At 73.7% G+C, this 26,805-nt stretch carries 19 protein-coding genes; 13 read left to right on the top strand and 6 right to left on the bottom strand.

The genetic code is table 11. The annotated features are described in order from the left end of the window. Nucleotides 1-5: 5 nt before the first annotated feature. A complete protein-coding gene (locus ABZ920_RS04345) occupies nucleotides 6-1,637 on the bottom strand; it encodes a carboxyl transferase domain-containing protein (RefSeq protein ID WP_361498636.1) in 1,632 nt (543 codons plus the stop codon). A gap of 97 nt (nucleotides 1,638-1,734) precedes the next feature. Here ABZ920_RS04345 and ABZ920_RS04340 point away from each other — a divergent pair, with 97 nt between their 5' ends. From ABZ920_RS04340 to ABZ920_RS04320, 5 genes are all read left to right on the top strand, one after another. Continuing rightward, nucleotides 1,735-2,337: a TetR/AcrR family transcriptional regulator gene (locus ABZ920_RS04340; protein ID WP_361498634.1), complete on the top strand. Its 603-nt coding sequence runs from the start codon at nucleotides 1,735-1,737 to the stop codon at nucleotides 2,335-2,337. Nucleotides 2,338-3,375: 1,038 nt separating this feature from the next. Continuing rightward, a complete protein-coding gene (locus ABZ920_RS04335) occupies nucleotides 3,376-4,533 on the top strand; it encodes an acyl-CoA dehydrogenase family protein (RefSeq protein WP_361498632.1) in 1,158 nt (385 codons plus the stop codon). Between the two features lie 34 nt (nucleotides 4,534-4,567). Continuing rightward, entirely contained in the window at nucleotides 4,568-5,449 is an 882-nt protein-coding gene (locus tag ABZ920_RS04330; protein WP_361498630.1) for an acyl-CoA thioesterase II, read from the top strand. Between the two features lie 5 nt (nucleotides 5,450-5,454). Next, on the top strand, nucleotides 5,455-6,435 hold the full coding sequence (locus ABZ920_RS04325; protein ID WP_361498628.1) for a cation diffusion facilitator family transporter: 981 nt from the start codon (nucleotides 5,455-5,457) through the stop codon (nucleotides 6,433-6,435). Nucleotides 6,436-6,444: 9 nt separating this feature from the next. After that, nucleotides 6,445-6,600: a hypothetical protein gene (locus ABZ920_RS04320; RefSeq protein ID WP_361498626.1), complete on the top strand. Its 156-nt coding sequence runs from the start codon at nucleotides 6,445-6,447 to the stop codon at nucleotides 6,598-6,600. A 43-nt stretch (nucleotides 6,601-6,643) separates the two neighbouring features. Here ABZ920_RS04320 and ABZ920_RS04315 read toward each other — a convergent pair whose 3' ends face one another. Next, nucleotides 6,644-7,432: a phosphatase gene (locus ABZ920_RS04315; protein WP_361498624.1), complete on the bottom strand. Its 789-nt coding sequence runs from the start codon at nucleotides 7,430-7,432 to the stop codon at nucleotides 6,644-6,646. 70 nt (nucleotides 7,433-7,502) lie between these two features. Then, complete coding sequence (locus ABZ920_RS04310) at nucleotides 7,503-8,996, bottom strand: helix-turn-helix domain-containing protein (RefSeq protein ID WP_361498622.1); 1,494 nt, start codon at nucleotides 8,994-8,996, stop codon at nucleotides 7,503-7,505. Nucleotides 8,997-9,183: 187 nt separating this feature from the next. Between ABZ920_RS04310 and ABZ920_RS04305 the strand changes: the two genes are divergently transcribed. From ABZ920_RS04305 to ABZ920_RS04280, 6 genes are all read left to right on the top strand, one after another. Continuing rightward, complete coding sequence (locus ABZ920_RS04305) at nucleotides 9,184-10,644, top strand: sodium:solute symporter (protein ID WP_361498620.1); 1,461 nt, start codon at nucleotides 9,184-9,186, stop codon at nucleotides 10,642-10,644. Between the two features lie 56 nt (nucleotides 10,645-10,700). Beyond that, on the top strand, nucleotides 10,701-11,672 hold the full coding sequence (gene speB, locus ABZ920_RS04300; RefSeq protein ID WP_361498618.1) for an agmatinase: 972 nt from the start codon (nucleotides 10,701-10,703) through the stop codon (nucleotides 11,670-11,672). Nucleotides 11,673-11,695: 23 nt separating this feature from the next. Next, nucleotides 11,696-13,381, top strand: a complete 1,686-nt coding sequence (locus ABZ920_RS04295) for a thiamine pyrophosphate-binding protein (protein ID WP_361498616.1) — start codon at nucleotides 11,696-11,698, stop codon at nucleotides 13,379-13,381. Between the two features lie 431 nt (nucleotides 13,382-13,812). Continuing rightward, on the top strand, nucleotides 13,813-17,607 hold the full coding sequence (locus ABZ920_RS04290) for an ABC transporter ATP-binding protein (protein ID WP_361498614.1): 3,795 nt from the start codon (nucleotides 13,813-13,815) through the stop codon (nucleotides 17,605-17,607). 81 nt (nucleotides 17,608-17,688) lie between these two features. After that, the gene (locus ABZ920_RS04285) at nucleotides 17,689-18,078 is read left to right on the top strand and encodes a hypothetical protein (RefSeq protein WP_361498896.1); all 390 of its coding nucleotides are present in this window, start codon (nucleotides 17,689-17,691) and stop codon (nucleotides 18,076-18,078) included. A 123-nt stretch (nucleotides 18,079-18,201) separates the two neighbouring features. Next, nucleotides 18,202-19,653: a S28 family serine protease gene (locus ABZ920_RS04280; protein WP_361498612.1), complete on the top strand. Its 1,452-nt coding sequence runs from the start codon at nucleotides 18,202-18,204 to the stop codon at nucleotides 19,651-19,653. A 243-nt stretch (nucleotides 19,654-19,896) separates the two neighbouring features. On the opposite strand, the gene ABZ920_RS04275 is transcribed toward ABZ920_RS04280, so the two are convergent. The 3 genes from ABZ920_RS04275 to ABZ920_RS04265 form a co-directional block, all read right to left on the bottom strand. Then, nucleotides 19,897-21,729 (bottom strand): glycoside hydrolase family 3 protein, encoded by a 1,833-nt coding sequence (locus tag ABZ920_RS04275; RefSeq protein ID WP_361498610.1) that lies wholly within the window; start codon nucleotides 21,727-21,729, stop codon nucleotides 19,897-19,899. A gap of 535 nt (nucleotides 21,730-22,264) precedes the next feature. Next, nucleotides 22,265-23,065 (bottom strand): sugar phosphate isomerase/epimerase family protein, encoded by an 801-nt coding sequence (locus tag ABZ920_RS04270; protein WP_361498894.1) that lies wholly within the window; start codon nucleotides 23,063-23,065, stop codon nucleotides 22,265-22,267. Between the two features lie 107 nt (nucleotides 23,066-23,172). Beyond that, a complete protein-coding gene (locus tag ABZ920_RS04265) occupies nucleotides 23,173-24,219 on the bottom strand; it encodes a LacI family DNA-binding transcriptional regulator (RefSeq protein WP_361498608.1) in 1,047 nt (348 codons plus the stop codon). Nucleotides 24,220-24,486: 267 nt separating this feature from the next. Between ABZ920_RS04265 and ABZ920_RS04260 the strand changes: the two genes are divergently transcribed. After that, complete coding sequence (locus ABZ920_RS04260) at nucleotides 24,487-25,638, top strand: Gfo/Idh/MocA family oxidoreductase (protein WP_361498606.1); 1,152 nt, start codon at nucleotides 24,487-24,489, stop codon at nucleotides 25,636-25,638. Beyond that, entirely contained in the window at nucleotides 25,635-26,786 is a 1,152-nt protein-coding gene (locus ABZ920_RS04255; RefSeq protein ID WP_361498604.1) for a dihydrodipicolinate synthase family protein, read from the top strand. Before ABZ920_RS04260 ends, ABZ920_RS04255 begins: the two co-directional genes overlap by 4 nt. Nucleotides 26,787-26,805 lie beyond the last annotated feature (19 nt).

Genomic DNA, 26,805 nt, shown 5'->3' with positions numbered 1-26,805 from the left:
CCCCCTCACATCCGGAAGACGCCGAACTGCGGCACCGAGCGGTCCCTCTGCGGAAGCGGCGCGTTGGCGCACGCCGTGAGGGCCAGGCCCAGTACCTGCCGGGTCTCCAGCGGGTCGATCACGCCGTCGTCCCACAGGCGGGCGGTGGCGTAGTAGGCGTTGCCCTGGTGCTCGTACTGGGCGCGGATCGGGGCCTTGAAGGCGTCCTCCTCCTCGGCCGGCCAGTCCTCGCCCCGGGCCTCCATCTGGTCCCGCTTGACGGTCGCGAGGACCGAGGCGGCCTGCTCGCCGCCCATGACGGAGATCTTGGCGCCCGGCCACATCCACAGGAAGCGGGGCGAGTAGGCGCGGCCGCACATCGAGTAGTTGCCCGCACCGTACGAGCCGCCGACGACGACCGTCAGCTTCGGCACGCGCGTGCAGGCGACCGCCGTGACCATCTTGGCGCCGTGCTTGGCGATGCCGCCGGCCTCGTAGTCCCGGCCGACCATGAAGCCGGAGATGTTCTGCAGGAACAGCAGCGGGATGCCGCGCTGGTCGCACAGCTCGATGAAGTGGGCGCCCTTCTGGGCGGACTCGGAGAACAGGATGCCGTTGTTGGCGACGATGCCCACCGGGTGGCCGTGGATCCGGGCGAAGCCGGTGACCAGGGTCTGTCCGAACTCGCCCTTGAACTCGGCGAAGCGGGAGCCGTCCACCACGCGCGCGATGATCTCGCGGACGTCGTAGGGCGTGCGGGAGTCGACCGGCACGGCGCCGTACAGCCCGTGGGGGTCGACCTTCGGTTCGACCGCCTCGGTGACCTCCCAGGGCAGCGACCGGCGCGCGGGCAGCGTGGAGACGATGTTCCGCACGATCCGCAGGGCGTGCGCGTCGTCCTCCGCGAGGTGGTCGGTGACGCCCGACACGCGCGAATGCACCTCGCCGCCGCCCAGCTCCTCGGCGGTGACGACCTCGCCGGTGGCCGCCTTCACCAGCGGCGGGCCGCCCAGGAAGATCGTGCCCTGGTTGCGGACGATCACGGCCTCGTCGCTCATGGCCGGGACGTAGGCGCCGCCCGCCGTGCACGAGCCGAGCACGGCGGCGATCTGCGGGATGCCCGCGCCGGACATCCGCGCCTGGTTGTAGAAGATCCGGCCGAAGTGCTCGCGGTCGGGGAAGACCTCGTCCTGCATCGGCAGGAAGGCCCCGCCGGAGTCCACGAGGTAGAGGCAGGGCAGGTGGTTCTCCAGCGCCACCTCCTGCGCCCGCAGGTGCTTCTTCACCGTCATCGGGTAGTACGTGCCGCCCTTGACGGTGGCGTCGTTGGCGACGATCACGCACTCGCGCCCGCCGACGCGGCCGATCCCGGCGATCACCCCGGCGGCCGGCGCCTGCCCGTCGTACATCCCGTCGGCGGCCAGCGGCGCCAGTTCCAGGAAGGGCGAGCCGGGGTCGAGAAGCGTGTCCACGCGGTCGCGGGGCAGCAGCTTGCCGCGCGCCGTATGGCGGGCGCGCGCCTTCTCGCCGCCGCCGAGCCGGGCGGCGGCCAGCTTGCCGCGCAGCTCCTCGACGAGCGCGCGGTGTGCCTCCTCGTTGGCCCGCCAGGCCTCCGACGCGGGATCTGCCGCGCTCGTCAGCTCCGGTGCCTCGTGCATCGTGCGGTCCCCTCACCCAGTGGTGACTGTTAATGAGCGTTAACGCAATGTGCCTTCAGGTTAACGAGCGCTAACCTCGCTGTCTAGAATCGATTTCATGGCCACGCGAACCGACGCCCCCACCCGCCGCGAGCAGATCCTCAAGGAGGCCGCCCGGCTCTTCGCCGAACGCGGCTTCCACGGCGTCGGGGTCGACGAGATAGGGGCCGCGGTCGGCATCAGCGGCCCCGGTCTGTACCGGCACTTCCCGGGCAAGGACGCGATGCTGGCGGAGCTGCTGGTGGGCATCAGCGGCCGGCTCCTCACCGGTGCGAAGCGGCGTCTGCAGGAGGCCGACGGGGTGGCTTCGGAGGCGGTGCTCGACTCGCTCATCGAGGGGCACATCGACTTCGCGCTGGACGACCGCCCGCTGATCACCCTGCACGACCGGGAGCTGGACCGCCTGCGGGACAGCGACCGCAAGATGGTGCGGCAGCTCCAGCGGCAGTACGTCGAGCTGTGGGTGGCGGTGCTGCGCGAGGTGTACCCGGAGCTGGCCGAGCCCACCGCCCGCTCGGCGGTCCACTCGGTCTTCGGCCTGCTCAACTCCACACCGCACCTGGGCCGGCCGGGCTCGCTGCCGGGCCGGGCGGCGACGGCGGAGCTGCTGCATCGCATGGCGCGCGGGGCGTTCGCCTCGGCGGGCGGCGCCGGCGACTGACGCGCCCGCGCCGCCCGCGGCGCGTCCCGTGCCGGGCGGGACTCTCACGCGCCCGGCACGGACGAGGCCGGCACGAACGAGGCCGGCACGAACGAGGCCGGTGCGGACGAGGTCGGCCGCGCGACCGGCGCGACCGGCGCGATGGCCCGCCGGCGGGCGGCCGCCTGGCGGGACGGCGGTGTGCCGGCGCGGAAGGGGCGGGCGCCGCGGCCGCCGACGCGTGCGGCGGCCCTTCCGCGCCACCGGGTCCCTCGGGGTGACGGCATGCGTGGGCCCTCCTCGGACGCCGTCCCCGCGGGGGTGCGGGAACGCCTCGGGATCGGACACCGCTCACGGCCGCGTGATGCCGGGGGAGCGGGGTCGGTTCGAGCCTGCACGCGGGCGGACGGCCGCACCCGGCGGGTGACCCGTCCGGGGGCCGCCAGGCACCTGTCCGGGTGAGCCGGCCGGGGTGCCGGTGGGTGCCTGTTCGGGTGGGCTGGTCGGGGCGCCGGTGGGTGCCAGTCCTGGTGGGCGAGTCCCTGTCCGGGGTGGGCGAGTGGGGTGCCGAAGGGCCCCTGTCCTGGTGGGTGGAGGGAAGGGGCCTGCCCGGGGTGGCGAGTGGAGTGTGCTGAGCGGCCTGTCCTGGTGGCCGGGGTGGGCGAGTGGGGTGTCGGAGGGGTGCCCGTCCGGGTGGGCCGAGGGTGCCGGGTCCGTCCTGGTGGGGCCGGGTGGGGAGCCCGGGCGCGCCCGTCCGGGCGGGCGCGGCGCGGAGACCGGAGGTGCTTCCCGGGCGGGCCGGCCGGGGGCCCGAGGGGTGTCGCGGCCGAGCCTCGGCCGGGCGTCGGGGTGGGCGCCGGGGCTCGCCCGGAAGGGGGTGGGGGAGCGCGTGACGAGCGTTACGCGACCCCCTCTTTACGCTCTCGCCTACTCGCCGGTACGTTGGTGTGAGCAAGCGCTTAGCCATGCGGTCGCCCCCCACCGGCGGCGACCCGGACGGCGAGCAACCAGGTACGCGAGAGCGGCGCCGGTCGAGGCGCGTGGAAGGGCGGTGGCGGCGTGCGCCGTACGGTGTTCAACGAGGATCACGAGGCGTTCCGGGAGACCATCCGCGCCTTCATCGAGGCCGAGGTCGTCCCGGTCTACGACGAGTGGTTCGCCGCCGGCCAGGCGCCGCGCGACTTCTACTACAAGCTCGGCGAGCTGGGCGTCTTCGGCATCAGCGTGCCCGAGGAGTTCGGCGGCGCGGGCATCGACAGCCACAAGTTCGAGGCCGTCCTCTACGAGGAGACCGCCCGCGCGGGCGTCCAGTTCGGCGGCTCCGGCGTGCACGTGCTGCTCGCCCTGCCGTACCTCAAGATGCTGGCCACCGACGAGCAGAAGAAGCGCTACCTGCCGAAGTTCGTCACCGGCGAGGAGATGTGGGCCATCGCGATGACCGAGCCGGGCACCGGCTCCGACCTCGCGGGCATGAAGTCCACCGCCAAGCTCTCCGAGGACGGCACGCACTACGTCCTCAACGGCGCCAAGACCTTCATCACCGGCGGAGTCCACGCCGACCGCGTGATCGTGTGCGCCCGCACCGCCGCGCCCACCGCCGAGGACCGCCGGCACGGCATCTCCCTGTTCGCCGTGGACACCAAGTCCGAGGGCTACTCCGTCGGCCGCAAGCTGGACAAGCTGGGCCTGAAGACGTCCGACACCGCCGAGCTGGCCTTCGTCGACGTCAAGGTCCCGGTCGAGGACCTGCTCGGCGAGGAGAACAAGGGCTTCTACTACCTCGGCCACAACCTGGCCTCCGAGCGCTGGGGCATCGCCTTCGGCGCCTACGCCCAGGCCAAGGCCGCCGTCCGGTTCGCCAAGCAGTACGTGCAGGAGCGCACCGTCTTCGGCAAGCCGGTCGCCCACTTCCAGAACACCAAGTTCGAGCTGGCCGCCTGCCAGGCCGAGGTCGACGCCGCCGAGGCCGTCGCCGACCGCGCGACCGAGGCGCTGGACGCCGGTGAGCTGACCCCCGCCGAGGCCGCCTCCGCCAAGCTCTTCTGCACCGAGGTCGCCCACCGCGTCATCGACCGCTGCCTCCAGCTCCACGGCGGCTACGGCTACATGAACGAGTACCCGATCGCCCGCCTGTACGCGGACAACCGCGTCAACCGCATCTACGGCGGCACCAGCGAGATCATGAAGACGATCATCGCCAAGAACATGGGCCTGTGAGGTCCACGAAAAGAGTGCAGGATACAACTGACGTATGAGTCAGGCACTTCGGTCCCTGCTCGATCTGCTCGACCTCGAGCGGATCGAGCAGGACATCTTCCGCGGCCGGTCCCGCTCGGCCGTCGTCCCCCGCGTCTTCGGCGGGCAGGTGGCGGCGCAGGCGCTGGTCGCCGCCGGCCGGACGGTTCCCGAGGACCGGCACGCGCACTCGCTGCACGCGTACTTCCTGCGCCCCGGCGACCCCGGCGCGCCCATCGTCTACACGGTGGACCGCATCCGTGACGGCCGCTCCTTCACCACCCGCCGGGTGGTCGCGGTGCAGCACGGGCAGCCGATCTTCCATCTGTCGGCGTCCTTCCAGACGTACGAGGAGGGCCTGGACCACCAGGCGCCGATGCCGTCCGCCCCGGACCCGGCGACGCTGCCCACCTCCCAGGAGCGGCTGCGCGGCTACGGCCACCTCGACCCGGCGGTCGTGGAGAAGTTCATCGAGGCCAGGGAGGCGGTGGACCTGCGCTACGTCGGCGACCCGCCGTTCGGCCGGTTCGGCGAGCCGCGCGAGCCGCACTCCCAGGTGTGGTTCCGCACCAACGGCAAGCTCGAGGGCGCCATCGACGAGCCCCTCCTGCACGTCGTGCTCGCCACCTACGTCTCCGACATGACGCTGCTCGACTCCGTGCTGCTCGCGCACGGCCGCGGCGGCTGGGCCGTCGGCGACGTGGTCGGGGCCTCGCTGGACCACGCGATGTGGTTCCACCGGCCGTTCCGGGCCGACGAGTGGCTGCTGTACGACCAGGAGTCCCCCTCGGCCTCCGGCGGACGCGGTCTCGGCCAGGCCCGCATCTACACCCAGGACGGGCGGCTGGCCATCTCGGTCATCCAGGAGGGCGTGGTACGGGTTCCGCGGGAACTCTGAGGGACATGGCGAAAGCTCTGCACCCGGGCCGGCGGGACACCGGCGCCGGAAGTACCCTCACGGTCGTCGTCGCCGGCCTCGCCAACCTCGGCATCGCGATGGCCAAGGTGGCGGCCGGCCTGATCAGCGGCTCCAGTGCCATGCTCTCCGAGGCCGCGCACTCGGTCGCCGACACGGTCACCGAGGTGTTGCTGCTGACGGCGCTCAAGCGCAGCCGGAAACCCCCCGACGAGGACCATCCCCTCGGATACGGCCCCGAACGCTACGTCTGGGCGCTGCTCGCCGCGGTCGGCACCTTCGTCGGCGGCGCGGTCTTCTCCCTCTACGACGGCATCCACACCCTGACCAGGGGCGAGACGCTCGGTGACCCACGGGTGTCGTACATCGTCCTCGCGGTCGCCTTCGTGCTGGAGGGCTTCTCGCTGCGGACCGCGGTGCGCCAGGCGCGCGGTGACGCGGACCGCCGCGGGATGCCCTTCCGGCTCTATCTCCGGCACACGCCCGACACCGCGGTGAAGGCGGTGGTTCTGGAGGACTCGGCTGCGCTGATCGGCCTGGTGCTGGCGGCGGGCGGCCTGCTGGGCGGGCAGCTCACGGGATCCGGGGTCTGGGACGGCATCGCCTCCCTGTCCATCGGCGTGCTGCTGCTGTACGTCGCCTGGGTGCTCGGCCGGTCGAACGTGGAGCTTCTCATCGGGCGGCCGCTGCCCCGGCCGGTGCGGGAGCGGATCCGGGCCGAACTCCTGCAGGTGGAGCACATCGAGGCGGTACTGGAGCTGACGACGCTGGTGCAGGCGCCGGGGGAGGCCCTGGTGGCGGCCAAGGTCGACTTCCGTGACCTGTCGACCGCAGCCGAGGTCGAGTGGGCCTGCGAGCGGGCCGAGCAGCGACTGCACGAGGCGTTCCCGGCGGTGCGCCGGGTGTATCTGGACCCGACGCCTGGGTATGCGCAGGGGCGCTCCGAGGGCCTGAACCCCCGTTTGTGACAACGGCTCATGGAACGCGTCGTCCACGCCGACGGCCTGGTGTGCAGCGTGGGCCTGCCGGCCCCTGTCCTCCCCGAGCGCGTCACCGCCCCGGTCGTGGACCTGCTGACCCGGCTCGCCGTGCGCCGGCACGGAGCGGTCGCCGTCGTCCGGGCCCTTGGGTGATCACCCTGCCGGTCGCTCGACCTGGGCGCGATCTCCGGCTCGATCAGGTCAGACCCGCCTGCTCCAGCAGATACGCCGTCATCGGGTCGTAGTACCGCGGGCTGACCACGTGGTCGTCGAGGGGAACCGTCACCTGGACGGTGCCCTCCGCCTCGGCGAGGAACAGGGCGGGGTCGTTGCAGTCCGCGTAGCCGACCGAGTCGACGCCGTGCTGCCCCGCGTACCCTGCCCAGCCGTGGTCGGCGACGACCAGGTCGGGCAGCGGGCGGCCGGCGCGCTCCAGGCCCGTGAGGATGGCGCGCATCGGCTCGCCGGAGTGGGTGTGCCACAGCGTGGCGCCGTGCTCCAGCACCGCGACGTCCGCGAACTGCATGACGTAGCCCTCGTCCGTCTGCAGCCCGTCCGGGATGGCGACGATCTCGCAGCCGGCGGCCCGCAGCGCGGCGGCCGTGGCACGGTGCACGTCGAGCAGGCCGCCGGGGTGACCGGTGGCGAACAGCACCCGCTGCTGCCCGTCCGCCGCCTTGCGCAGCCGGCCCGCCAGGCGCTCCAGGGCGTCGACGGTCAGCTCCGCGTCGATGCTGTCCTGGCCGTGCCGGTACTCCGGGTCGTCGTTGACGCCGACGCGCTCCGCCATCACCGCGAGCACGTCCTGCTCGTCGGTCCAGCGGTCGCCGAGTTCCAGGCCGAACCAGTAGTTGCGATCGCCGTTCGCCAGCTTCCGGTAGTGGGAGAGGTTGTTCTCGCGGGGGGTGGCGACGTTGCCCGCGATACGGGTCCTGACGAGGTGGTCGACGAGCTCGGAGCGGCTGGGTGTCCCGGGTATCGGCATGGGTCCCATTGTGGGGCAGCGGCCGGTGTCCGGTCCCGGCGTCCCGCCCGCTGGGACGCGGGTCACGCCCTCAGATCCGGCGCAGGGCGAACCACAGCTCCATGCGTACGTCCGGGTCGTCCAGGTCGGTGTCGAGGAGGGTCGCGCAGCGGGCGATGCGCTGGCGGACGGTGTTGCGGTGGACGGACAGGGCGACGGCGGTGCGGTCCCAGCTTCCGTGCAGCGAGAGCCAGGTGCGCAGGGTCTCGGTGAGCGCGGGCCTGGCGGTGATCGGGGTGAGGAGCGCCCGGGCGTGCGCGTCGGCCTCGTCGTGCTGGACCAGGTCGGCGAGGCTCGGGCGGGCGCCGTGGCGGACCACGGAGGTGCGGGTGGCGCGGGCGCGGGCCAGGGCGCGGGCCGCCTGGGTGTCGGCGGCCGGCCAGTCGCGCGGGGCGACGGCGGCGCTGACGCCGAGGGACCAGCCCGGTTGCGCGGACGGTTCGTGGTCGGCCGGGAGGAGGACCCGCACGACGCCGTCCGCGAGGTCGAACAGCGCGGAGCCGAGTGCGGCGCCGAGCGCGGAGGCGGCCAGGGCGTCGGGGACCTGCTGGTCCGGCCGCGCGTGCACGACCACCCACCGCCCGGCGCCGAGCAGCGGTGCCACGTCCTCGGGCGGGGCACCCAGCAGCAGGCGCACGAGCGCCGACGAACGGGCCGCGCCCGCACCGCTCCGGTGCTCGCCGGTGAGCAGGGAGAGCAGGACCGCGGCCACGGACGCGATGGTGTGGTCCGCGGGATCGCGCTGCGGGGAGGCGACCCCCAGCACGAAACCCTGGCCGGTGCCGAGGGCGTAGGCGGCGAGGTGGCTTCCGCAGACGGTGTCGGTGGCGGAGGAGGGTGCGGGACGCGCGGTCGCCGGCCGTACCACTGCCGCCAGTTCCGCCAGCGCCGCGCTCGCCTCGGCCGCCGGCTCCCGCCCCGCGGACGCGATCGCCGTCCCGTCCGGCCCGTACAGCACCGCCCGGCCCGTCACGCGCTGGGCCAGCTGACGCAGCACCGAGGGGACCGGGTCCGGGCGGGAAGCCGCCACCGCCAGGCCCTGCTGGGCCTCCGTGACCCGGCGGAGCTCGGCCAGCCGGGCCTGGGCCATCAGCTGCCAGACCGCTCGGGCCACGCCGGAGAAGGTGGTCTGCGGGGGGACCTCCAGCAGCGGCAGGGCGTGGGCGTCACAGGCCGCGACCAGGGCAGGCGGCACCGTGTCGTGCACCGGCGCGAGGCCGAAGCCGAGGGCCGCGCCGCCCGCCGCCACGATCCGGGAGACGTAATCGTCGAAGTAGTCGAAGTACGTGCCCGACCCCGCTGCCCCGGGCACGTGCACGCCCGCCGTCAGCAGCAGCTCGCCGCCCAGCAGGTACGGGTACGGGTCTGCCATTTCCGAGGTGTGCGCCCAGTGGATCACGGTGCCGCGGTCCGAGGGGCCGGCGATCTGGCGCAGGGCGAGGTCCTCCCGGGCCAGCAGCGCCGAGAGCGGGACAGGCGGGGTGGGTGGGACTGCTGGTGCCGATGGCGGCTGCGGGTCCGGCATGATGTCCGTTCCTTCCATCCCCGCGGCACTCGAATGGATAAAACGTACACTTCGCAGTCGCTTTCCGGCCACCTAGTGTCAGTCCCGACCGGCAGCCGCGGGTACGGGCGGATGTCCTCGCGAGGCGCTGCCGTCGATCTCCGCACCCGCACGACACGCCACCGAGAGCGCGAGAAGGAGGGCCCGCATGGCCGTCGACTACACAGTGATCGTCGTCTATCTGGCCGGCATGCTGGCCATGGGCTGGTGGGGCATGCGCCGCGCCAGGTCCAAGAGCGAGTTCCTGGTGGCGGGGCGCCGCCTGGGGCCCGCGATGTACTCCGGCACCATGGCGGCGATCGTCCTCGGCGGGGCGTCCACCATCGGCGGCGTGGGCCTCGGCTACAAGTACGGCCTGTCCGGCGCCTGGATGGTGTTCACCATCGGCCTGGGCCTGCTGGCCCTGTCGGTCTTCTTCTCGGCCCGCATCGCCCGCCTGAAGGTCTACACCGTCTCCGAGATGCTCGACCTGCGCTACGGCGGCCGGGCGGGTGTCATCTCCGGCGTCGTCATGTGGGCCTACACCCTCATGCTCGCCGTCACCTCCACCATCGCCTACGCCACGATCTTCGACGTGCTGTTCGACATGAACCGCACCGTCGCGATCATCCTGGGCGGCTCGATCGTCGTCGCCTACTCCACCCTCGGCGGCATGTGGTCCATCACGCTGACCGACATGGTGCAGTTCGTGGTCAAGACGATCGGTGTGCTGCTCCTGCTCCTGCCCATCGCCGTGGTCAAGGCGGGCGGCTTCAGCGAGATGAAGGCCAAGCTGCCGACCTCGTACTTCGACCCGCTGGGCATCGGCGGCGAGACCATCTTCACCTATGTCCTGATCTACACCTTCGGCATGCTCATCGGGCAGGACATCTGGCAGCGGGTGTTCACCGCCCGCAGCGACAAGACCGCCAAGTGGGGCGGCACGGTGGCCGGAACCTACTGTCTGGCGTACGCCCTCGCGGGCGCCGTCATCGGCACCGCCGCCAAGGTGCTCTACCCGAAGCTGGGCAACGCCGACGACGCCTTCGCCACCATCGTCAAGGACGAACTGCCCGTCGGCGTGCGGGGCCTGGTGCTCGCCGCCGCCCTGGCCGCCGTCATGTCCACCTCCTCCGGCGCGCTCATCGCCTGCGCCACCGTCGCCAACAACGACATCTGGTCCCGGCTGCGCGGCGCCGTCCGGCGCACCGGGGACGCGCACGACGAGGTCAAGGGCAACCGCGTCTTCATCCTGATCATGGGGCTCGCCGTGATCGGCACCGCGATCGCGCTCAACGACGTCGTCCAGGCGCTGACCGTGGCCTACAACCTGCTCGTCGGCGGCCTGCTGGTGCCCATCCTCGGCGGCCTGCTGTGGAAGCGCGGCACCGCGCACGGCGCGCTGGCCTCCGTGGCCGTCGGCGGCCTCGCCGTCGTCGGCCTGATGGCGGGCTACGGCGTCCTCGCCAACGAGCCCGTCTACTACGGCCTGCTGGCCTCCCTGGCCGCCTACGTCGGCGTGTCCCTGGCGACGAAGCCGACCGACGCGGCCGTCCTCGCCGCCTGGCGCGAGCGCCTCGCCGGACGCGGTGCCGAGCCCGTGTCCGAACCGGTACCGGCCCATCAGTAGAGTGATACGGCAAGCAGTACATACGCCATAAGGCGTAGGAAAGAAGGCATTTCACCATGAGCAGCAACGAGACGCCCCGCGGACCCGTCGACTCCTCCCGGGTCCCGCGGTACGCCGGCCCCGCGACCTTCGCCCGGCTGCCCCGCCTCGACGAGGTCGGCACGGCCGAGGTCGCCGTGGTGGGCGTGCCGTTCGACTCCGGCGTCTCGTACCGGCCGGGCGCCCGCTTCGGCGGCAACGCGATCCGCGAGGCGTCCCGGCTGCTGCGCCCCTACAACCCGGCGCAGGACGCCTCGCCGTTCGCCCTGGCGCAGGTCGCGGACGGCGGCGACATCGCCGTGAACCCGTTCCACATCAACGAGGCCGTGGAGACCATCGAGGCCGCCGCCGACGACCTGCTCGGCACCGGCGCCCGCCTGATGACCCTCGGCGGCGACCACACCATCGCGCTCCCGCTGCTGCGCTCGGTGGCGAAGAAGCACGGCCCGGTCGCCCTGCTCCACTTCGACGCCCACCTCGACACCTGGGACACCTACTTCGGCGCCGAGTACACGCACGGCACCCCGTTCCGCCGCGCGGTGGAGGAGGGCATCCTCGACACCGAGGCGCTCTCCCACGTCGGCACCCGCGGCCCGCTGTACGGCAAGCAGGACCTCACCGACGACGAGAAGATGGGCTTCGGCATCGTCACCTCCGCGGACGTCTACCGCCGGGGCGCCGACGAGGTGGCCGACCAGCTGCGTCAGCGCATCGGCGACCGCCCGCTGTACATCTCCGTCGACATCGACTGCCTCGACCCCGCCCACGCGCCGGGCACCGGCACGCCGGAGGCGGGCGGCATGACCTCCCGCGAGCTGCTGGAGATCCTGCGCGGCCTGGCGTCCTGCAACCTGGTGTCCGCGGACGTCGTCGAGGTCGCCCCGGCGTACGACCACGCCGAGATCACCTCGGTGGCGGCGTCGCACACGGCGTACGAGCTCACCACGATCATGACCCGCCAGATCGCGGCGGCCCGCGGCACCGCGTAACCACCCCCGAGGAGAGCGACCCCGTGACCCACGACCACGACCTGGTGCTCCGCCCGACACCCGCACAGACGGAGGCGGCCCTGAACCCTCCCCCCGGCCGCATCGGCGGAGACCTGGTCGTGGAGACCCTGGCCGGGCTCGGCGCGACGACGGTCTTCGGCCTGCCCGGCCAGCACGCCCTCGGCATGTTCGACGCGCTGCGCCGCTCGGACCTGCATTACATCGGCCTGAGGGTGGAGAACAACGCCGGGTTCGCGGCGGACGCGTACGGCCGGATCACCGGCGAGGCGGCTCCGCTGCTGCTGTCCACCGGCCCGGGCGCGCTGACGTCGCTGGCCGCGCTCCAGGAGGCGGCCGCGGCCTCCGCGCCCGTGCTGGCCATCAGCAGCCAGGTCCCGACGGCGGGCCTCGGTGGCGGGCGCCACGGCTACCTGCACGAACTGCCGGACCAGGCGGCCTCGTTCCGGGGCGTGGTGAAGTCGGTCCACACCGTCCGCACCCAGTCCCAGATCCCCTCCGCCCTCGCGGCGGCCTGGAAGTCGGCGCTGACGGCCCCGCACGGCCCGGTGTGGGTGGAGATCCCGCAGGACGTGCTGCTGGCGCCGGCGCGGCTGCCGGCGGTGACGGCGATGGACGCGACCCCCGAGGAGCTCCTCCCGCGCCCCGAGCTGACCGCGGTGGCCGCCAGGCTGCTCTCCGAGGCGGAGCGCCCGGTGATCGTCGCGGGCGGTGGAGTGGTCCGGGCGGACGCCTCCGGCAAGCTGCTCGCCCTGGCCGAGCGGCTGGACGCCCCCGTCGTGACCACCTTCGGCGGCAAGGGCGCCTTCCCCTGGGAGCACCCGCTGTCCCTCCAGTCCTGGCTGGAGGACCGGCACACCACGGACTTCCTGGAGGACGCCGACGTCCTGCTGGTCGTCGGCTCGGGTCTCGGCGAGCTCTCCTCGAACTACCACACGTTCTCGCCGCGCGGCCGGATCATCCAGATCGAGGCCGACCTCGGCAAGCTGGAGTCGAACCACCCGGCGCTCGGCATCCACGCCGACGCCCGGCTCGCCCTCCAGGCCCTGCTGGAGACGGTGGAGGCCCGGCAGGACAGCACGGCGCCGGACCGCGTGCGGACGCTGCTGGACCGGGTCGGTGAGCGCATCGCCGCCCAGGACCTCACCCTGGAGCAGGACGTCCTCGCCTCGGTCCGCCGGGCGCTGCCCGCCGGCTCCCCGTCCTTCTGGGACATGACGATCCTGGCCTACTGGGCCTGGTCGGCCTTCGACGCCCAGGCCCCCAACCGCATGCACTCCGCCCAGGGCGCCGGCGGCCTCGGCTACGCCTTCCCGGCGGCCCTCGGCGCGGCGGCGGCGGACCCCACCCGCCCGGTGCTGGCGGTCTCCGGCGACGGCGGGGCCCTGTACTCCATCGCCGAGCTGGCTACGGCCCGCCAGTACGGCCTGGACGTCACCTGGCTGATCGTCGACGACGGCGGCTACGGCATCCTGCGCGAGTACATGACGGACACCTTCGGCCGGGCCACCGCCACCGAACTGGCCCGCCCCGACTACGTGGCCCTCGCGGAGTCCTTCGGCGTCCCGGGCACCCGCACGACCCCGGAAACCCTGGAGGAGGACCTGGCGAAGGCGCTCGCCGCACCGGGCCCGTCGGTGGTCGTGCTCCCGGCGGTCCTCAGGATGTTCGCACCGACCCACCTCGCCTGAGCCGACGGCGCCCCGATCCGCCGGGGCACGGCTCGGACAGCACACCGCCCGTCGCGGCGCGCACGACGCCCGGTGCGCCGCCACCGCCCGCGCGGGACGCCGGCGCAGGACGCCGAGGGCGGCCGGGGCTGCCCCGGCCGCCCGCCGGGGTGCCCGCTGGGCTGCCCGGCATCGCACCGCCCGTCGGGGCGTACGCGACGCCCCGCGCGCCGTCCGGCAGCACACCGCCCGTCGCGGTGCACGCGACACCTGGCGCCCCGTCACCGCCCACGCCGGAAGCCCCCGGCGACCGGGCCCCGGCCGCCCGCCAGGGTGCCCGCCGGGCCGCCCGCCGGGTGCGGGCCCGGGGGCGGTTTGTTGCGGCGGGATGAAATCCGCTTCCGTCCGTGTTGGTGCGTTGCGGAAGATCAGGTCTGCAGGAAGGCACCGACGTGGCAGCGCAGCCGGGATGGGCGCGGAGACTGGCCGGGTACGCCTGGCGCCACCCCCAGGACGTCCTCCTCGCCCTCGGCTCCTCCCTCGGCGGCATGGCCGTCATGGCGCTCGTCCCGCTGATCACCAAGGTGATCATCGACGACGTGATCGGCGACCACAGCCGGGCCATGGCGCCCTGGGCCGGCGCCCTGCTCGGCGCGGCCCTGCTGATCTACGGCATGACCTTCGTGCGCCGCTACTACGGCGGCCGGCTCGCCCTCGACGTCCAGCACGACCTGCGGACGGAGATGTACGAGTCGATCACCCGGCTCGACGGCCGCCGTCAGGACGAGCTGTCCACCGGCCAGGTGGTCGGCCGCGCCACCAGCGACCTCCAGCTCATCCAGGGCCTGCTCTTCATGCTGCCGATGACCATCGGCAACGTACTGCTCTTCCTGATCTCCCTGGTGATCATGGCGTGGCTGTCGCTGCCGCTGACCCTGATCGCTCTCGCCGTCGCGCCCGCCCTCGGCTGGATCGCCCGCCGCAGCCGCACCAAGCTGCACCCGGCCACCTGGTACGCCCAGGCGCAGGCCGCCGCCGTCGCGGGCGTGGTCGACGGCGCCGTCAGCGGCGTGCGGGTGGTCAAGGGCTTCGGGCAGGAGGAGCAGGAGACCGGCAAGCTCCGCGAGGTCGGGCGGCGGCTGTTCGCCGGGCGGATGCGCACGATCCGGCTGAACGCCAGGTACACCCCGGCCCTGCAGGCCGTCCCCGCGCTCGGGCAGGTCGCGATGCTGGCCCTCGGCGGCTGGCTGGCGGTGAGGGGTCACATCACGCTCGGCACGTTCGTCGCGTTCTCCACCTACCTGGCCCAGCTCGTCGGCCCGGTGCGCATGCTCGCCGTGGTCCTCACCGTCGGCCAGCAGGCCCGCGCGGGCACCGAGCGCGTCCTGGAGCTGATCGACACCGAGCCCGCCCTGGCGGACGGCACCAGGGAACTGCCCGCCGACGCGCCCGCCACCGTCGAGTTCGACGACGTCTCCTTCGGCTACCAGGACGGCCGCCCGGTCCTGACGGGCCTGTCCTTCCGGATCCGCCCCGGCGAGACCCTGGCTGTCGTCGGCTCCTCCGGCTCCGGCAAGTCCACCGTCTCCCTGCTGCTGCCGCGCTTCTACGACGTCACCCACGGGGCCGTCCTCGTCGGCGGGCACGACGTGCGGGAGCTGACCCTGCGGTCCCTGCGGGCCGCGATCGGCCTGGTGCCGGAGGACTCCTTCCTCTTCTCCGACACCGTCCGCAACAACATCGCCTACGGGCGCCCCGACGCCACCCAGGAGGAGATCGAGCGGGCCGCCCGGGCCGCCCAGGCCGACCGCTTCATCGCCGAACTGCCCGACGGCTACGACACAGCCGTCGGCGAGCACGGCCTGACCCTCTCCGGCGGCCAGCGCCAGCGCATCGCGCTGGCCCGCGCGCTTCTCACCGACCCGCGCCTGCTCGTCCTCGACGACGCCACCTCCGCCGTGGACGCCCGCGTCGAGCACGAGATCCACGAGGCGCTCAAGCAGGTCATGGAGGGCCGCACGACGCTGCTCATCGCCCACCGGCGCTCCACCCTGAACCTCGCCGACCGCATCGCCGTCCTCGACGACGGCCGACTCGCCGACCTCGGCACCCACGACGAACTCCAGCAGCGGTCCGCGCTCTACCGGCGGCTGCTCACCGACCCCGACGAACTGGGCGGCGTCTCACCCGGCCACGCCGGGGCCGGCCGCGCCGCAGCGGAGCCGCAGGAGGACAACTGGGTCCGGGAGGAGCTGGACGCCGAGTTCGACGCCGAGCGGGGCATCACACCGAAGCTGTGGGCGGGGGAGCGCGAGCCCCGGGACACGGCGATGGCCGGCACGCCCGCCACCCCCGCCCTCCTCGCCCAGGTCGAGGCGCTGCCGCCCGCCACCGACACCCCGGACGTCGACGAGGAGCGCGCGGTCCGGGCCGAGGACTCCTACGGCCTGCGCCGCCTGCTGCACGGCTTCGGGCTGCCCCTGCTGGTCAGCCTCCTGCTCGTCGCCGTCGACGCCGGCATGGGCCTGCTGCTGCCCGTCCTGATCCGGCACGGCATCGACGAGGGCGTCGGCAAGCTGTCCCTCGGCGCCGTGTGGGCGGCCTCCCTGGTCGCCCTGCTCGCCGTCGGGGCGCAGTGGGCCGCGCAGATCGGCGAGACCCGGATGACCGGGCGCACCGGCGAGCGCGTCCTGTACTCCCTGCGCCTGAAGATCTTCGCGCAGCTCCAGCGGCTCGGCCTCGACTACTACGAGCGGGAGCTGACCGGCCGGATCATGACGCGGATGACGACCGACGTCGACGCGCTGTCGACGTTCCTGCAGACGGGCCTGGTCACCGCGTTCGTCTCGGTGGTGACGTTCTTCGGCATCATGGTCGCCCTGCTGGTCATCGACGTGCGGCTGGCCCTCGTCGTCTTCACCACGCTGCCGCCGCTGTTCGTCGCCACCTTCTTCTTCCGCCGGGCGAGCGTGAAGGCGTACCGGCTGGCGCGCGAGCGCGTGTCGGTGGTCAACGCGGACCTGCAGGAGTCCGTGGCGGGGCTGCGGATCGTGCAGGCCTTCCGGCGCGAGCGCGACGGCGGGCGGCGGTTCGCCGAGCGCAGCGCCGCCTACCGCGAGGCCCGGATCCGCGGCCAGTGGCTGATCTCCCTGTACTTCCCGTTCGTGCAGCTGCTGTCCGCGGTCGCGGCGGCCGCCGTGCTGATCGCGGGCGCGGGCCGGGTCGAGGAGGCCACGCTGACCGCGGGCGCGCTGGTGGCGTACCTGCTGTACATCGACCTGTTCTTCGCGCCGGTCCAGCAGCTCTCCCAGGTCTTCGACGGCTACCAGCAGGCGACCGTCTCGCTGGGCCGCATCCAGGAGCTGCTGCGCGAGCCGACGTCCACCCGGCCCGCCGACCGGCCCCGCGAGGTGCCGGAACTGCGCGGCGAGATCGCCTTCGAGGACGTCCACTTCGCCTACGGCACCGGCGAGGAGGGCGAGGCCGCGCTGACCGGGATCGACCTGCGCATCCCGGCCGGCCAGACGGTCGCCTTCGTCGGCGAGACCGGGGCGGGCAAGTCGACCCTGGTCAAGCTGGTGGCCCGGTTCTACGACCCGATGGCCGGCCGGGTCACCGTCGACGGCACGGACCTGAGGGAGCTGGACCTCACCGCCTACCGGCACCGCCTCGGCGTCGTGCCGCAGGAGGCGTACCTGTTCCCGGGCACCGTCCGCGACGCCATCGCCTACGGCCGGCCCGACGCGACCGACGCCGAGGTGGAGGCGGCGGCGCGGGCGGTCGGCGCGCACGACATGATCGCCACGCTGGACGGCGGCTACCTGCACGAGGTCGCCGAGCGCGGCCGCAACCTGTCGGCCGGCCAGCGCCAGCTGATCGCGCTGGCCCGCGCCGAACTCGTCGACCCCGACATCCTGCTGCTCGACGAGGCCACCGCCGCCCTGGACCTGGCCACGGAGGCACAGGTCAACCAGGCCACCGACCGCCTCACGGGCCGCCGCGCCGCCCAGCAGGCGCCGTCCGGCCCGCACCCCTCGCCGGAGCCCGGAGCGCGCACCACTCTCGTCGTCGCCCACCGCCTGACCACGGCCGCCCGGGCGGACCGGGTGGTGGTCATGGACCACGGCCGGGTCGCGGAGGACGGCACGCACGACGAGCTGCTGGCGCGCGGCGGACGCTACGCCGCGCTGTGGCGGACGTTCGTCGGCGCGCCGGAGCCGGAGGAACCGGTCGGCGCCTCCCGCTGACCCGGAGGGGCAACCACCGCACGCACGTCCTGCGTCCGTACACCCGTACGCTCGGGTACGGCTGTTACGGGAGGGACGATGGTGGACAGTGGTGCGATACGGCGACGGCTGGCGCTCGGCGTGGCCGTGCTGACCGCCTCCGGACTGCTCGCGGTCGCCGCGCCCGGGACCGCGCAGGCGGCCGCCTCCGCCTGCTCCGGCCGCAAGGTCAGGACGCTGTCCTTCGGGACCGGCTCCGTGCACGTCCACAAGCGCGACGGCTACGTCTGCGCCGTCACCGTCCCGACGCGGCCCGGCGCCAAGCGGCCGATGTCCGTGACCGTGCAGGCCCGCGGCAACCGCCCGGTGACCGACCGGGGGACGTACGCCCAGCACGCGGGCCCGGTGACCGTGCACGCCGGGCACCGCTGCGTGCGGGTCGGCGGATCGGTCGGGGCCGGTTCGCTGCGCACGGGCTGGATCCTGTGCTGAGCTCCCCGCCCGGTCCGCGGGCCCGAGTTTTCAAGTGACCGAGGGTTTTCCCGAACTCCCCTGGTGTGCGGAGGACTTGCTCCGATAGCTTCCGGCGCACATCTGTCTCACAGGGGAGTGTGCATGCGCAAGGCGCTCAGATGGCTGCTCGCGCTCACGGTGCTCATAGGCACACTGAGCACGGCGGGGGCGGCCACCGCCGCCACACCGGAGGCCACGAACGGCACCGCGAGCGGCGGCGGAACCGACATCAAGGACCGGCTCCTGGCCATCGACGGCATGAGCCTCATCGAGGAGAAGCCGTACCCCGGCTACCGCTTCTTCGTCCTCAACTACACCCAGCCGGTGGACCACCGGCACCCGTCCAAGGGGACGTTCCAGCAGCGGATCACCGTGCTGCACAAGGGAACCGACCGCCCGACGGTCTTCTACACCGGCGGCTACAACGTCTCCACGACGCCCAGCCGCCGCGAGCCGACCCAGATCGTGGACGGCAACCAGGTCTCCATGGAGTACCGCTTCTTCACCCCGTCCCGCCCCGCCCCGGCCGACTGGTCCAAGCTCGACATCTGGCAGGCGGCCGGCGACCAGCACCGCATCTTCACGGCCCTGAAGGCGGTCTACGGCAAGAAGTGGCTCGCCACCGGCGGCTCCAAGGGCGGCATGACGGCGACCTACTACGAGCGCTTCTACCCGCGCGACATGGACGGCGTCGTCGCGTACGTCGCCCCCAACGACGTCGTCAACAGCGAGGACTCCGCCTACGACCGCTTCTTCGCCACCGTCGGCACCAAGGAGTGCCGCGACCGGCTGAACGCAGTGCAGCGGGAGGCGCTGGTGCGCCGCGGGCCGCTGGAGGCGAAGTACGCGCGGTACGCCGCCGACAACGGCTACACCTTCACCACCATCGGCGGTCTCGACCGGGCGTACGAGGCCGTCGTCCTGGACTACGTGTGGGGCTTCTGGCAGTACAGCCTGCTGGCCGACTGCGAGACGATCCCCGCGGACGCCGGGAAGGCGACCGACCAGGAGATCTGGGACTCCGTCGACTCCATCTCCGGCTTCTCCGCCTACACCGACCAGGGCCTGGAGACCTACACGCCGTACTACTACCAGGCCGGCACCCAGCTGGGCGCGCCGACGATCCGGTTCCCGCACATCGAGAAGGGCCTGATCCGCTACGGCTACCAGCCGCCGCGGAACTTCGTGCCGCGCTCGATCCCGATGCGCTTCCAGCCGGCCGTGATGCGCGACGTGGACTCCTGGGTGCGGCACAACGCCCACCACATGCTCTTCGTCTACGGCCAGAACGACCCCTGGGGCTCGGAGCGGTTCCGGCTCGGGCACGGGGCGCGTGACGCGTACGTCTTCACCGCTCCCGGCATGAACCACGGCGCCAACGTCGCGGGCCTGGTGCCGCAGGAGAAGGCGCTGGCCACAGCGCGGATCCTGGACTGGGCGGGCGTCGCCCCGGCGGCCGTGCAGGCCGACCCGTCGGCGGCCAGGCCGCTGGCCCGGCACGACGCGAAGCTGGACGTGCGGGACGTGGAACGCGAGCCCGCGCTGCGTCCCTGACGCGGCATCGGGGCTGCGTCCGGACCCCCACCGTCCGGGCGCAGCCCCCGCGGACCCGGGGCCGCCGGGGCCGGGTCCGCCCGGTCCGGCGTGACCCGCGGCAGCGGGGACACGCCGGACACGGGAGGCGGTTCCGGGTCGCGGGGACGCGGCACCCGCCGCCGGCGACGACGCCGTACGGAGCGCGCGGCGTCCGCCCGCGCCCGCCGCGCGTTGCCGGCCCCCACGCCCGCACGGCGGAACCTAGTACCTCAGGCCGTACCCGATCGGGAACAGCACCTGCGCCGGGTCGTCGGCCCGCTGCACCGGTACCGGCAGCCTCCCGCGCGGCCCGACCCGGCCCGCCACCACCCGCGCGGCCGCGCGCAGTTCGATGTCCGTCCACGAGTAGGCGGCCAGGACGGCCGGCACGGAGGGCAGGTGGGCGACGTCGTACGGATTGCGCACGGCGATCGCGACGACCGGGCGGCCGGTCTCCAGCAGCCGTCGCACCAGGGTCTGCTGCGCGCTGCCCGCCGTGACGTTGTACGTCGCGACGACCACCGCGTCCGCGTCCCGGGCCGCCGCGACGGCCTTGTCGATCGTCGCCGCCGACGGGCTGGTGCCCGTGGACAGGGCCGTGGCGGAGAAGCCCAGCTCGGTGAAGGCCGCAGCGAGGACGCCCGTGGGCGGTCCCGTGGTGCCCGACGGGGAGGCGGGGTCGGCGCCGGCCACGAGGAGCCTGTGGTGCGTCCGGCGCGACAACGGCAGCAGACGGTCCTCGTTGACCAGCAGCGTCGTCGTGCGCTCGGCCATGCGGTCGGCCGCCGCCAGGTGCGCGGCGGTGCCCACCGTGCGGTCCACGTCCGCCGCGCTGACGTACGGGGCGTCGAACAGGCCCAGTCGCGCCTTCAGCCGCAGGATGCGCAGGATCGATTCGTCGAGCCGGGACTCGGTGAGTTCGCCGGTCCGGACGGCGTTCAGCACCGCGTTCCAGGCGACCTCCAGGGACGGCGGGTTGAGCAGCTGGTCCACGCCCGCCTTGAGCGCGAGCACCGGAACCCGGTCGTCGCCGTACTTGGTGCGCACGCCCTCCATGCCGAGCGAGTCGGTGACCACGACCCCGTCGTAGCCCAGCTCGCCGCGCAGGATCCCGGTCAGGATCGGGTGGGAGAGCGTGGCCGGGTCGCCGGAGTCGTCGAGCGCCGGGAACTGCAGGTGCGCGGTCATGACGGAGTCGATGCCGGCCCGGATCGCGGCCCGGAAGGGGACGGCGTCCAGCCCCTCCCACACCGCGCGGCTGTGCGTGATGACCGGGAAGCCGGTGTGGCTGTCCACGGCGGTGTCGCCGTGCCCGGGGAAGTGCTTGGCGGTCGCCGCGACCCCGGAGCCCTGGTAGCCCTTCACCTCCGCGGCCACCAGGCCGGCCACCGCGTCCGGGTCGGCGCCGAAGGACCGCACGCCGATGACGGGGTTGGCCGGGTTGACGTTCACGTCGGCGACGGGGGAGTAGTCCTGGCGGATGCCCATCGCGCGCAGTTCGGCGCCGGACAGGCGGCCCAGGGTGCGGGCGTCGGCCCGCGAACCGCCGGCGCCGATCGCCATCGCGCCCGGGAACAGCGTCGCGGGCTTGCCGACCCGGCAGACGATGCCGTGCTCCTGGTCGGTCGAGACCAGGACCGGCAGACCGCGCGACTGCTCATGCGAGGCCCGCTGGATGCCGTTGGACAGGTCCGCGATCTGGTGCGGGTCGCGGGTGTTGTGCGCCCAGGCGAAGTAGATGATGCCGCCGACGCGGTACCGGGCGATGAGCTCGGCGGCTGTGCGGACGCCGATCTCGGAGAGGTTGGCGTCGATGTCGGCCTGGTCGGGAGCGGTGGCCGAGTGGCCGTAGACCCGCATCACGAACAGCTGGCCGACCTTCTCCTCCAGCGTCATCCGGGAGATGACGGCACGCAGCCGCCGGTCGTCGTGCGGGGCGGCGTGGGCGGTGCCGCCGACGGCCGCGGCGGCGGTGAGGCCGGCCGTCGCGGCGAGAACGGTGCGTCTGGAGGGTCGTGCGGTCTTTCCCGTGCTTGCCGTGCTGCTGTCGGGCACGTGCGCTCCTTCCGGAGGTCCGCTGGAGTACCGCTGAAGGAAACTTCCGAAGAGTCACCAATATCCGGGAAGTTTCTGCCAGTCAAGGGAACGCACAAGGGCGGGACCATCCGGCGGGAGTCCGCGGTCCGGGCGCCGCCGACGGCGCCCCAGTGGTGTGCGCCATCGGGGGACCAGCGGCGGGGGACCGGCGGCGGGCGGTCCCGCCCGGTCCGACGCGGCCCGGCGCCGGGATGGCGGGGCCGACGCGGGTGGCGGGGCGCGGTTCGGGCGGTGCGGGAAAGGGCGCGCTCGGGACGACTTGCCACCGGTCGCCGGAGCGGGCCCCGAACGCGGCGGCCGGGGCGCCCGAACCGGCCGCAGCGACGTGCGCCACCCCGGCCCGGCGCGACCGGCGCGGGCGCCGGGAAGCGGTCCGGGCGGTGCAGGAAGGGCCGCGCCCGGGACGGCGTGCCACCGCTCGCCGGAGCGGGCCCCGAAGCGTGGCGGCCGGGGCGCCCGAACCGCGCCCCGGCCGCCGGAAGGAAAGGCTCGACTACGCCGACTCGTTCAGCAGCCGGGCCAGGTGCTCCCGGCCCGGGCCGAGGAGGTCCGGCAGGGGCGCCGCCGCCTCGTACCACCGCTTCTCGTACTCCCAGCACAGCCAGCCGTCCCAGCCGTTGCGGGAGAGGACCTCCACGCACTCGGCGAGCGGCACGGCCCCCGCGCCCAGCGGCAGCGGAGCGGGGTCCTCGCCGGTGGCGGCGTCCTTGACCTGGACGTAGCCGAGGAAGGGGCCGAGCGCCGCCCAGGTGTCCGCCGGCTGCTCGCCGCCCAGCCAGGTGTGCAGCACGTCCCACAGGGCGCCGGCCTGCCGGTGGCCGACCAGTCCGAGGACGCGGGTGACGTCCGCGCCGGTGCGGTGCGAGTCGTGGGTCTCCAGCAGGATGCGCACGCCCAGGTCGGCCGCGTGCTCGGCGGCGGTGCCCAGGCGCCGGGCGGCGACGGCGTCGGCCTCCTCCGGGCTCTGCCCGGGGCTGCCGCCGGGGAGGACGCGGACGAACGGCGCGCCCAGGTCCGCGGCCAGGCCGAGGAGTTCGCGGATCTCGGCCAGCACGGCCGCGTCGTCGCCGGGCGCGGCCAGCCGCGCGTATCCCGCGAGGCCGAGGATCTCTACGCCGGATTCCTTGAACTGGGCGGCCACGTCGGCCCGTCGGGCGCGGTCGAGGCCGGTGTGCACCGGTTCCTCAGGGTGCGCGCGCAGTTCGACACCGTGGTAGCCGTGGTCGGCCGCGAGCCGGACCACGTCCGCCACGGGCAGGCCGGGGACGCCGAGGGTGGAGAACGCCAGTTTCATACTCACGGACCCTACTCGGCATCCGTCCGGGTGACGCCCAGCGACGGCACCCCGGCGTTGCGCACGAAACGCCCCGCCTGCCACGGCACACCTCGCGCCCCCGCCGCTCAGCCCCGCGGCACCCCCGACGACCCCCGCACCATCAGCTCGCCGCGCACCGTCGCCACCCCGCCGGGCGGGGGCTCCTCCCGGCCCATGGCGACGCGGCCGGCCCGCGCTCCCGCCTCCGCGAGGGGCAGCCGGACCGTCGTCAGCGACGGCACCGCGTCGATGCTGAAGGGCAGGTCGTCGAAGCCCGCCACCGACACGTCCCGCGGGATCCGCAGCCCGGAGTCCCGCAGCGCCGCGCAGGCGCCCAGCGCCACGGAGTCGTTCGCGGCCACCACGGCGGTCAACCCGGGGTCACGGCGCAGCAGTTCCAGGGTCGCCTCGTACCCGGAGCGGCGGTCGTACCGGCCGTGCACCGTCCACCGCGGGTCCTCCTCGATCCCGGCGGCGGCCAGGGCGTCCCGGTGGCCCTCCAGCCGGTGCCGGGTCGTCGTGCGCTCCTCCGGCCCGGCGATGTAGCCGAGCCGCCGGTGGCCCAGGCCGATCAGATGCTCCGTCAGCTCCCGCGCCCCGCCGCGGTTGTCGAAGGCCAGCGCGACCGCCTCGGTGTCCGGCGCCGGCGGCCGCCCGCACAGCACCACGCGCGTCCCGGCGTCCGCCAGCTTCCGCAGCTTCGCCGCCACCGCCGCCGCGTGCGGCGCCTCCTCCACGGCCCCGCCGGTCAGCAGCACGGCGGCCGCCCGCTGCCGCTGGAGGAGCGTGAGGTAGGTCAGCTCGCGCTCCGGCGAACCGCCGGTGTTGCAGACCACGGCCAGCCGTTCCCCGCCCGCCCGGCCGCCCGGCCCGCCGATCTCGGACTGGATCGCGCCCGCCATGATCCCGAAGAACGGGTCGGCGATGTCGTTGACCAGGATGCCGACCAGGTCGGAGGTGGCGGCGGCCAGCGCGCTCGCCGGCCCGTTGAGCACGTAGTCCAGCTCGTCGACCGCCTTCAGCACCCGCTCCCGGGTGGAGGCGGCCACCGGGTAGTTGCCGTTCAGCACGCGCGACACCGTCGCGGGCGAGACCTGGGCGCGGGCCGCCACGTCCGCCAGGGTCACCGTCATCTCGTCGTCCTCCGGTCGCGCATCTCGCCAACGTCGTCCACCCGGGCCGGGTCCGTGGCGACGGACCCGCGGTCACGGTGTCGAGCCGACCCTACGGCCGTCCGCCCCCCGCTGTTCGCCCCCTCGAACAACACGTCCTGTGACGCGGTCTTGTCCGGTCGCTGCCCAGAGGCTAGCTTCTCCCGTGCAGAAAGCGCTTGCTGCCACCCCTGCCAGTACGCGTGCTGGGGCGTACGCGGCGCGTGGACCGCGTACGAAGGGACTGACGTGACACGCAGGACGGTGCGGATCGCCATGAACGGCGTGACGGGACGCATGGGCTACCGACAGCACCTCGTCCGCTCGATCCTCGCCCTGCGCGAGCAGGGCGGACTCGACCTCGGCGACGGCACCGTGCTGTGGCCGGAACCGGTCCTCGTCGGCCGGCGCGAGCACGCGCTCCGGGCGCTCGCCGAGCGGCACGGGCTCGACGACGTCTCGACCGACCTCGACGCCGTCCTCGCCGACGACACCGTCGACATCTACTTCGACGCCCAGGTCACCGCGGCCCGCGAGGAGGCGATCAGGAAGGCGATCGCGGCGGGCAAGCACATCTACACCGAGAAGCCGACCGCCACCGGCCTCGACGGCGCCCTGGAGCTGGCCCGGCTGGCCGCCGGGGCCGGCGTCAAGCACGGCGTCGTCCAGGACAAGATCTTCCTGCCGGGCCTGCGGAAGCTGAAGCGGCTCGTCGACGGCGGCTTCTTCGGCCGCATCCTGTCCGTGCGCGGCGAGTTCGGCTACTGGGTCTTCGAGGGCGACTGGCAGGAGGCCCAGCGCCCCTCGTGGAACTACCGCGCCGAGGACGGCGGCGGCATCGTCGTCGACATGTTCCCGCACTGGGAGTACGTGCTGCACGAGTTGTTCGGGCGCGTGACGTCCGTGCAGGCGCTCACCGCCACCCACATCCCGCAGCGCTGGGACGAGGACGGCAAGCCGTACGACGCGACCGCCGACGACGCCGCCTACGGCATCTTCGAGCTGGAGGGCGGCGCCGTCGCCCAGATCAACTCCTCCTGGGCCGTGCGCGTCCACCGCGACGAACTCGTCGAGTTCCAGGTGGACGGCACCGAGGGCTCGGCGGTCGCGGGCCTGCGCCACTGCCGCGTCCAGCACCGCTCGGCCACGCCCAAGCCCGTGTGGAACCCGGACATCCCCGTCACCGAGGCCTTCCGCGACCAGTGGCAGGAGGTCCCCGACAACACGGAGTTCGACAACGGCTTCAAGACCCAGTGGGAGCTGTTCCTCAAGCACGTCCACGCCGGCGCCCCCTACCACTGGGACCTGCTCGCCGGCGCCCGCGGCGTCCAGCTCGCCGAACTGGGGCTGAAGTCCTCCGCCGAGGGCCGCCGCCTCGACGTACCGGAGATCTCCCCGTGACCCTCCACCTGCCGGACTGCACGGGCCGGCTGCGGCCGTACCAGCCGCGCACCGAGCCCCTCGCCCTCACCCCGGGCGCCCCCTTCACCTCCCGGACGGTCTTCTCCGCCGCCCACGTCGTGGCCGACCCCTTCGCGGACGCCGGCCCCGACACGCCCGCCGCCGTCGACTGGGACGCCACCCTCGCCTTCCGCCGCCACCTGTGGTCCCACGGACTGGGCGTGGCCGAGGCCATGGACACCGCGCAGCGCGGCATGGGCCTGGACTGGGCCGGCGCAGCCGAGCTGATCCGCCGGTCGGCGGCCGAGGCGAAGGCCGTCGGCGGCCGGATCGCCTGCGGCGTCGGCACCGACCAGATCACCGGCGGGTCCCTCGCCGCCATCCGGGCCGCCTACGAGGAGCAGCTCGCCGTCGTGGAGGAGGCGGGCGCCCAGGCCGTCCTGATGGCCTCCCGGGCCCTCGCCGCGACCGCCGGGGGCCCCGAGGACTACCTGGAGGTCTACGGCCACCTCCTCCGGCAGGCCGCCGGACCGGTGATCCTGCACTGGCTCGGCCCCATGTTCGACCCCGCCCTGCGCGGCTACTGGGGCTCGGACGACCTGGACCGGGCCACCGAGACCTTCCTGGAGGTCATCGCCGCGCACCCCGACAAGGTCGACGGCGTCAAGATCTCCCTGCTGGACGCCCAGCGCGAGATCGACCTGCGCCGCCGCCTGCCCCGGGGCGTGCGCTGCTACACCGGCGACGACTTCCACTACCCCGGGCTGATCGCCGGGGACGAGCAGGGCTTCAGCCACGCGCTGCTCGGCATCTTCGACCCGCTGGGCCCGCTGACGGCCGAGGCGGTGCGCGTCCTGGACACCGGCGACACCGAGGGCTTCCGCGACCTGCTCGACCCCACGGTCGAACTGTCCCACCACCTCTTCCAGGCACCCACCCGCTTCTACAAGACCGGCGTGGTCCTCCTCGCCTGGCTCGCGGGCCACCAGACCCACTTCACGATGGTCGGCGGCCTCCAGTCGGCCCGCTCCCTGCCGCACCTGACCCGCGCCTACGAACTCGCCGACCGGCTCGGCCTGTTCCCCGACCCGAAACTCGCGGAGGAGCGGATGAAGAACCTGCTGTCGCTGTACGGGGTTGCCCCGTGATCGAACGCCTGAGCATCAA

The sequence above is a fragment of the Streptomyces sp. NPDC046831 genome, from assembly GCF_040645305.1.
GTDB lineage: Bacteria > Actinomycetota > Actinomycetes > Streptomycetales > Streptomycetaceae > Streptomyces.
Note: the sequence above shows the minus strand (reverse complement) of the source record. Positions and strands in the feature narration are given on the sequence as shown.

Bases quoted from the DNA above. Each gene is read 5' to 3' on its own strand.
- speB (WP_361498618.1), top strand. From the start codon at position 10,701: ATGAGCAGCAACGAGACGCCCCGCGGACCCGTCGACTCCTCCCGGGTC.
- ABZ920_RS04325 (WP_361498628.1), top strand. From the start codon at position 5,455: ATGGCGAAAGCTCTGCACCCGGGCCGGCGGGACACCGGCGCCGGAAGT.
- ABZ920_RS04330 (WP_361498630.1), top strand. From the start codon at position 4,568: ATGAGTCAGGCACTTCGGTCCCTGCTCGATCTGCTCGACCTCGAGCGG.
- ABZ920_RS04345 (WP_361498636.1), bottom strand. From the start codon at position 1,637: ATGCACGAGGCACCGGAGCTGACGAGCGCGGCAGATCCCGCGTCGGAG.
- ABZ920_RS04270 (WP_361498894.1), bottom strand. From the start codon at position 23,065: ATGAAACTGGCGTTCTCCACCCTCGGCGTCCCCGGCCTGCCCGTGGCG.
- ABZ920_RS04315 (WP_361498624.1), bottom strand. From the start codon at position 7,432: ATGCCGATACCCGGGACACCCAGCCGCTCCGAGCTCGTCGACCACCTC.
- ABZ920_RS04305 (WP_361498620.1), top strand. From the start codon at position 9,184: ATGGCCGTCGACTACACAGTGATCGTCGTCTATCTGGCCGGCATGCTG.
- ABZ920_RS04320 (WP_361498626.1), top strand. From the start codon at position 6,445: ATGGAACGCGTCGTCCACGCCGACGGCCTGGTGTGCAGCGTGGGCCTG.
- ABZ920_RS04310 (WP_361498622.1), bottom strand. From the start codon at position 8,996: ATGCCGGACCCGCAGCCGCCATCGGCACCAGCAGTCCCACCCACCCCG.
- ABZ920_RS04280 (WP_361498612.1), top strand. From the start codon at position 18,202: ATGCGCAAGGCGCTCAGATGGCTGCTCGCGCTCACGGTGCTCATAGGC.
- ABZ920_RS04340 (WP_361498634.1), top strand. From the start codon at position 1,735: ATGGCCACGCGAACCGACGCCCCCACCCGCCGCGAGCAGATCCTCAAG.
- ABZ920_RS04265 (WP_361498608.1), bottom strand. From the start codon at position 24,219: ATGACGGTGACCCTGGCGGACGTGGCGGCCCGCGCCCAGGTCTCGCCC.